Source organism: Lysinibacillus sp. NPDC092081 (genome assembly GCF_044755845.1).
Taxonomy (GTDB): Bacteria; Bacillota; Bacilli; order Bacillales_A; family Planococcaceae; genus Lysinibacillus.
In genome coordinates, this window is record NZ_JBIVRU010000037.1 from 1 (window position 1) to 5829 (window position 5829).

General features: G+C 38.6%; 4 protein-coding genes and 1 rRNA gene. 2 read left to right on the plus strand and 3 right to left on the minus strand.

All coding sequences use genetic code 11. The features are described 5' to 3' along the window. Positions 1-360: 360 nt before the first annotated feature. From nadA to nadB, 3 genes are read right to left on the minus strand one after another with little or no spacing between them, the layout of a single operon-like run. Positions 361-1479: a quinolinate synthase NadA gene (gene nadA / locus ACIQLB_RS24400; protein WP_400731316.1), complete on the minus strand. Its 1119-nt coding sequence runs from the start codon at positions 1477-1479 to the stop codon at positions 361-363. After that, positions 1466-2326 (minus strand): carboxylating nicotinate-nucleotide diphosphorylase, encoded by an 861-nt coding sequence (nadC, locus tag ACIQLB_RS24405; RefSeq protein WP_400731318.1) that lies wholly within the window; start codon positions 2324-2326, stop codon positions 1466-1468. Before nadC ends, nadA begins: the two co-directional genes overlap by 14 nt. Further along, positions 2283-3869 carry an L-aspartate oxidase gene (gene nadB / locus ACIQLB_RS24410; RefSeq protein WP_400731320.1) on the minus strand — a complete coding sequence of 529 codons (1587 nt, stop codon included), beginning with the start codon at positions 3867-3869 and terminating at the stop codon, positions 2283-2285. Before nadB ends, nadC begins: the two co-directional genes overlap by 44 nt. Positions 3870-3960: 91 nt before the next feature. Between nadB and ACIQLB_RS24415 the strand changes: the two genes are divergently transcribed. Beyond that, positions 3961-5040 (plus strand): cysteine desulfurase family protein, encoded by a 1080-nt coding sequence (locus tag ACIQLB_RS24415; protein WP_400731321.1) that lies wholly within the window; start codon positions 3961-3963, stop codon positions 5038-5040. A 703-nt stretch (positions 5041-5743) separates the two neighbouring features. Beyond that, positions 5744-5829: ribosomal RNA gene (rrf, locus tag ACIQLB_RS24420) — 5S ribosomal RNA — on the plus strand; the annotation flags it as partial.

The following is a 5829-nucleotide window of genomic DNA, read 5'->3' on the forward strand; positions in this document are numbered from 1 at the left end:
AGACACCGCCCTTTCACGGCGGTAACACGGGTTCGAATCCCGTACGGGTCATACTGAAATGCAGTAGATGTAACTTACATCTACTGCATTTTTTTGTATAAAGATAGCTTTTAAGATTCTATATAGGATTTGATACGAAGATTAAGATTCTAATATTTCCTTATGAACAATTGTTTAATTAAATGTTGAAATTTATTAAATTGAAAACAAACATTACAACATGTCACGTAGAAGATTCAATTAACTATACTAACAAAACGTCTACCAGAAATGAGTAGACGTTTGTTATTGGATAGTCTTAGTCTAAGATAAAACGTTACATCGAGGTTACTTCGATCCCTAGGGCTGGATATAAACGCTTTAGAGCATTTGTTCTGAAGCTTTTAATAGCATTCTTTCAAGTGAGCTACGTGCCTCTTCCGCAATGTGAGCATCTACTTGAATACGATTATGTGGCTGCCCCTTTTCTATACTTTCTAAGGACCAAAGTAGATGTGGAAGGTCAATTCTATTCATTGTAAGACAAGGACAGAAGTTCTCATTTAAAGAGATAATCTGCTTATCAGGGTGCTGCTTGATCATACGATTAACGAGATTCATTTCAGTACCGATTGCCCATGCTGAGCCACTCGGTGCCTTATTAATCGTATCGATAATGTATTTTGTAGAACCTGCATCATCCGCAGCGGCAACAACTTCACAATTACATTCAGGATGAACAATGATACGCATATTTGGATGAACTTGACGTATAAGCTCTGTATGCTGAACTGTAAAACCTTCGTGTACAGAGCAGTGTCCTTTCCATAAGATGACTTGAATGTTTTCTGGGGGCTGATCTGTCTCAAGCATATTTGTATGAGGATTCCAAACAGCCATATTTTCAAGCGGTATTCCTAAATCATACGCAGTATTTCTACCTAAATGTTGATCTGGTAAAAAGAAAATACGAGGCTTTTGCGTAAATGCCCATTTAACCATTTCTTTTGCATTGGACGATGTTACGCAGGCTCCACCATGTCTCCCAGTAAATGCTTTAATAGCAGCAGTAGAATTGACATATGTTAGAGGGATTATAGTATCGCCAAAGAGTTCTTGTAAAATCGGCCATGCTTGTTCTGTTTGATAAATGTCTGCCATATCTGCCATTGAACAACCTGCACGCATATCAGGTAAGTAAACATGCTGCTGTTCAGTTGTAAGCATATCAGCTGTTTCCGCCATAAAGTGTACGCCACAAAATACTATATGTTCAGCTTCTTTGTTAGCTGCTGATAATTGAGCAAGCTGCAAGGAATCCCCCGTTGCATCAGCAAATTGAATCACTTCATCTTTTTGATAATGATGCCCAGGGATGAAGAGCTTACTACCTAATTTCTTTTTTATGGCTAGAATGCGAGATTCCATGTCTTTTTTAGATAATGCACGATAATGCTCTGGCAGTAGTGACGTTTGTTGTAATAAACTAGTGATGGACAATGGAATTAGCTCCTTTCGTTTGTACAAGTGCACTAATGTCAAAGGCTTTTACTGAATGTGTTAGCGCTCCGAGTGATATCCATTGAATACCTGTTTCAGCATAGGTATTTAAGTTATGAAGCGAAATACCGCCTGAAGCTTCTGTAGCAATATGTGGAGGAACTGCTGGAAGCCATTCACGTATTTCTTCAGGGCTACGATTATCAAACATAATGATATCTGCACCAGCTGTAATTGCTTCATCTAGCTGTGCTTTTGTTTCAATTTCCACTTCGATTTTAATGGTGTGACCGATTTTCTCACGGGCTGCCTGTACGGCCTTTGTAATACTACCTGCAAAAGCAATATGATTATCCTTTAGCATTATCGCATCGTATAAACCATTGCGATGGTTATAGGCACCACCGATTCTAACAGCATATTTATCTAACATACGCATTCCAGGCATTGTCTTGCGCGTATCGCATATTTTCGCATTAGTACCTGCTGTTTCTCGCACCGCTAAATTTGTAGCTGTAGCAATAGCAGACATACGCTGGATAAGATTCAAAATTACACGCTCACCCATTAATAACTTTTGAAGAGGTCCTTGAATAACAGCAAGAACATCCCCGGCATTTACTTTTTCACCATCTTGTTTATAAAGGATAATATCCATCGATCGATCAAGAAGAAGAAATCCATGCTGAATGATAAGGGCTCCACAAAAAATACCGCTTTCTTTCGCATAAAATGAAAAAGATCCCTGCTGTTCTGGAGAAAATATAAATTCACTCGATAAATCTCCATCGCCTATATCCTCATTAAAAAATTGCTTGAGCAATTCCTCGAGTTTGATGATATTCATATAATGAATTCCTCACTTTCATCTGTCCTTGTTGAAAAATGATCCAGCGGTTTGCCCACTGATGATCATTTTGTGGTTTATCAATGCGAATATGTGCTCCTCGAGTTTCTTTTCGTGTAATGGCTGCGTGTGCCATTAATGTAGCGACAATATGCATCATGTAAAGTTCAAGTTCCTGTCGATTCAAGCCGTCTAAATCAACATGAAGAAGTGTTTGCATTGAGGGCAATTGTTGTACGAAGTGTTGCATATCAATAGGATTTCTCACAATGCCTAATGTGTGCATCATCATTTGTCGTAATTGATCTTTTGTCAATAATGATGGCATTGTTTGTTGGTGATGTTTGTCATCGATCAAGAAACTATTTTGCTTGCAACCTGTTTGAATAATGTATTGGGCTGTTCTTTGCCCAAACGCAATTCCTTCTAAAAGAGAGTTACTAGCTAAACGATTGGCACCATGTACCCCTGTACAAGCAACTTCTCCAATTGCATATAGATTAGGAATGGAAGTTCTTCCCTTGTCATCAGCAACAACACCACCCATTAAGAAATGGCTACCTGGTGCTACAGGAATTAATCCATCTTGTAAATTAACATGATTGTCATAGCAAAGCTGAGCAATCGTAGGGAATTTTATTTCAAAGTGTTCAATCCTTGAAATATCAATAAATGTTTCCTGCCCAGCAGTACGTTTATTAAATAATGCATGTGCAGTAACATGGCGTGGTGCTAAGTCCAACTGTTCATGTATGCCTTTCATTATGGGATGGCGCTGTGCATCGACAAACACTCCACCGGCACCGCGTACAGCTTCAGAGACTAAACCTTTAGCCTGCCCATCACACCAAAGTAAGCTAGGGTGAAATTGCATAAATTCCATATCACTGATGGCAGCTCCTGCACGGTATGCTAAAGCGATACCATCTCCAGTATTCGTAGCAAAGTTAGACGTACAAGAATAAATAGCACCTGCACCTCCTGTCGCGAGAATGACATGGTGGGCAAGGTAGCGCTTCACTCCCTCTGGCCCCTTTGTCAAAACGCCAACGCAATCTCCATCTATATTCAATAAAAGCTCGTAAGCCATTTCATAGCAATTCACAACGATATTAGATGTAAGTTGATTGAGCAAATAATCTATCATTACTTGGCCAGTACGATCACCGCCTGCATGTAAAATGCGGTGATGACTATGTGCCCCCTCAAGGCCTAGAGCCGGGGACCCATCAACTTGTCGATCAACTGGGAAGCCCTTATTTAATAAATCGCGCATAATTTCTGTGCCGTTTTCTATTAGTACTTCAACATTCCTTCTTTCATGATGATATTCACCAGCAGTCAACGTATCAGCAATGTGAAACTTTGGATGATCTTCTTGACTTGTAACGGCAGCAATACCACCTTGAGCACGATAAGAACTACTCATTTTAACTGAACATTTTGTAACGATCTGTACTTGAAAATGTCCTTCGAGAAGTCGAGCAGTTTGAAGTGCAGCAATACCGCTACCAATAATAAGTACATCTGTCATTACATCCATACACATACCTTCTTTACAGTTGTCTTGACACATATCTTTACATAAAATAAAAGAGAAAACAAGACCTGATAAACTAGAAAGGAAGAATAAGATGATTTATCTAGATTACGCAGCAACTTCTCCAATGACTCCAAAAGCTCTTAAAGCATATTGTGAGGTAGCAAAGCAGTATTATGGGAATAGTGCAAGCTTACATGATCTAGGGGGGCAAGCGCTTTATTTTGTTGAACAGGCAAGAGCTGTCGTAGCAAGAGCTCTTGGAGTAAATAGTGACGGTGTCATTTTTACTGGAAGCGGAACTGAGGGCAATTTAATTTCAATTTTGTCATTAGCTTTAGCGTCAAATAAAGGGAAGCACATTATTTCATCACAAGCTGAACACACATCCGTACATGCGGCTTTAAATACTCTTGAAAAAATGGGGTTTGTGGTCACAAAACTACCTTTACAGCAAGATGGTTGTATTCATGTGGAGCAACTACGAGAAGCAATACAAGAAGATACGGCTCTAATCACTATTCAACATGTAAATTCAGAGATAGGCTCTATTCAACCGATAGAAGAAATTGCCGAGATTGCAAAACAATTAAATGTTCTCTTGCATGTCGATTGTGTACAGTCTTTTTGTAAACTCTCGTTAAAACAGCATGTAGATGCTATTACCGTTTCAGCTCATAAAATAGGTGGGCCAAAAGGATGTGGAGCTATCTATATTAATCCTAAGCTCCGTGTTCCTGCATTAGCACCAGGTGTCACGCATGAGCGTGGGTTAAGGGGAGGAACACTGGATACCCCAGCTATTGTCGCTTTTGCTACGGCAATTGAAGATTATGAATATGAGCGGAAGCATTATGAAGCATTACGTCAAAGCTTTAAGGAAAATTTACAAGAAACGTGTCAAATAATTGAGAGTAAGGAGCAATTGCCTAATATTTGTGGTGTATTGATGAAAAGAGTAGAGGGCCAATATGTTTTGTTAAAATTAAATGAAGCGGGGATATGTATTTCCACAGGAAGTGCTTGTGATATTCATAGTGAATCTGGTACGAATGCGATTTTATCAATGGGCTATTCTATGGAAGCGGCACGTCAATTTTTTAGAATATCTTTTGGTCCAGCAACAACATTTGAGGAAATTGATCGATTACAAATGGCGCTTTCTGTTATTTAACTTCTTTAGCAGATGCTTTCGGTAACGAAAGCGAAGCGTCAGATGTGTTCTTTCACCTGAGCAGTAAATTTAGGGTTTAATATGATTGAGGATAAAATGAAACCTGAAAGCTATAATTAAATAATTTTGAAATGATAAATTAACAGGCATGTTAATTGAATCTATAAATAGTTTTTTGTTTATATTTTGCTTTTAAGTTGATTGTAACGAAGGGCTACTCTGAGTGATCCTGTAGCAGATTAAAGATTCCTGCGAAAAGCGAAGCGGCTTGACAGTCGGAAAGGAGTAGCTCATATCGGAAATCAGCTATTTTAATGAATTAAAATAGATAAAAACACAACTGATAAATTAATTGTTTTCTTTTAATTGAACAATTGCTATAATAAATAGTAGAGTGATAATTTCTCTTACATTACAAAAATATCTTCAAAAAGTATTAATTTCTCTTTTTTTATAAAAAGGTGTTGCGTAATGTGAGAAAACGTTATACAATAATTCTTGTCTTGAAGGACAGGTAATAAACTTCAAAACGAAATACATAAGGGTTTCAAAATACGAAGTATATTGAAAGCCGAAGAGAGCTTCAAAACACAAGTAGGACAAGGAAGCAAACGAGTGAATGAGGGAGCGTATCTCTGTACGTGACCAATTGAACGAGAGAAGCTGACGCAGTAATACGCCGTGTGTTGAAGGTCGACAATAGTCTAGTGATGATGGCAAAGAGGTCACACCCGTTCCCATACCGAACACGGAAGTTAAGCTCTTTAGCGCCGATGGTAGTTGGGGGCT

What these genes read in the sequence shown, in the direction of transcription:
- nadC (WP_400731318.1), bottom strand. Translation starts at nt 2,326, where the DNA reads ATGAATATCATCAAACTCGAGGAATTGCTCAAGCAATTTTTTAATGAG.
- nadB (WP_400731320.1), bottom strand. Translation starts at nt 3,869, where the DNA reads ATGGATGTAATGACAGATGTACTTATTATTGGTAGCGGTATTGCTGCA.
- ACIQLB_RS24415 (WP_400731321.1), top strand. Translation starts at nt 3,961, where the DNA reads ATGATTTATCTAGATTACGCAGCAACTTCTCCAATGACTCCAAAAGCT.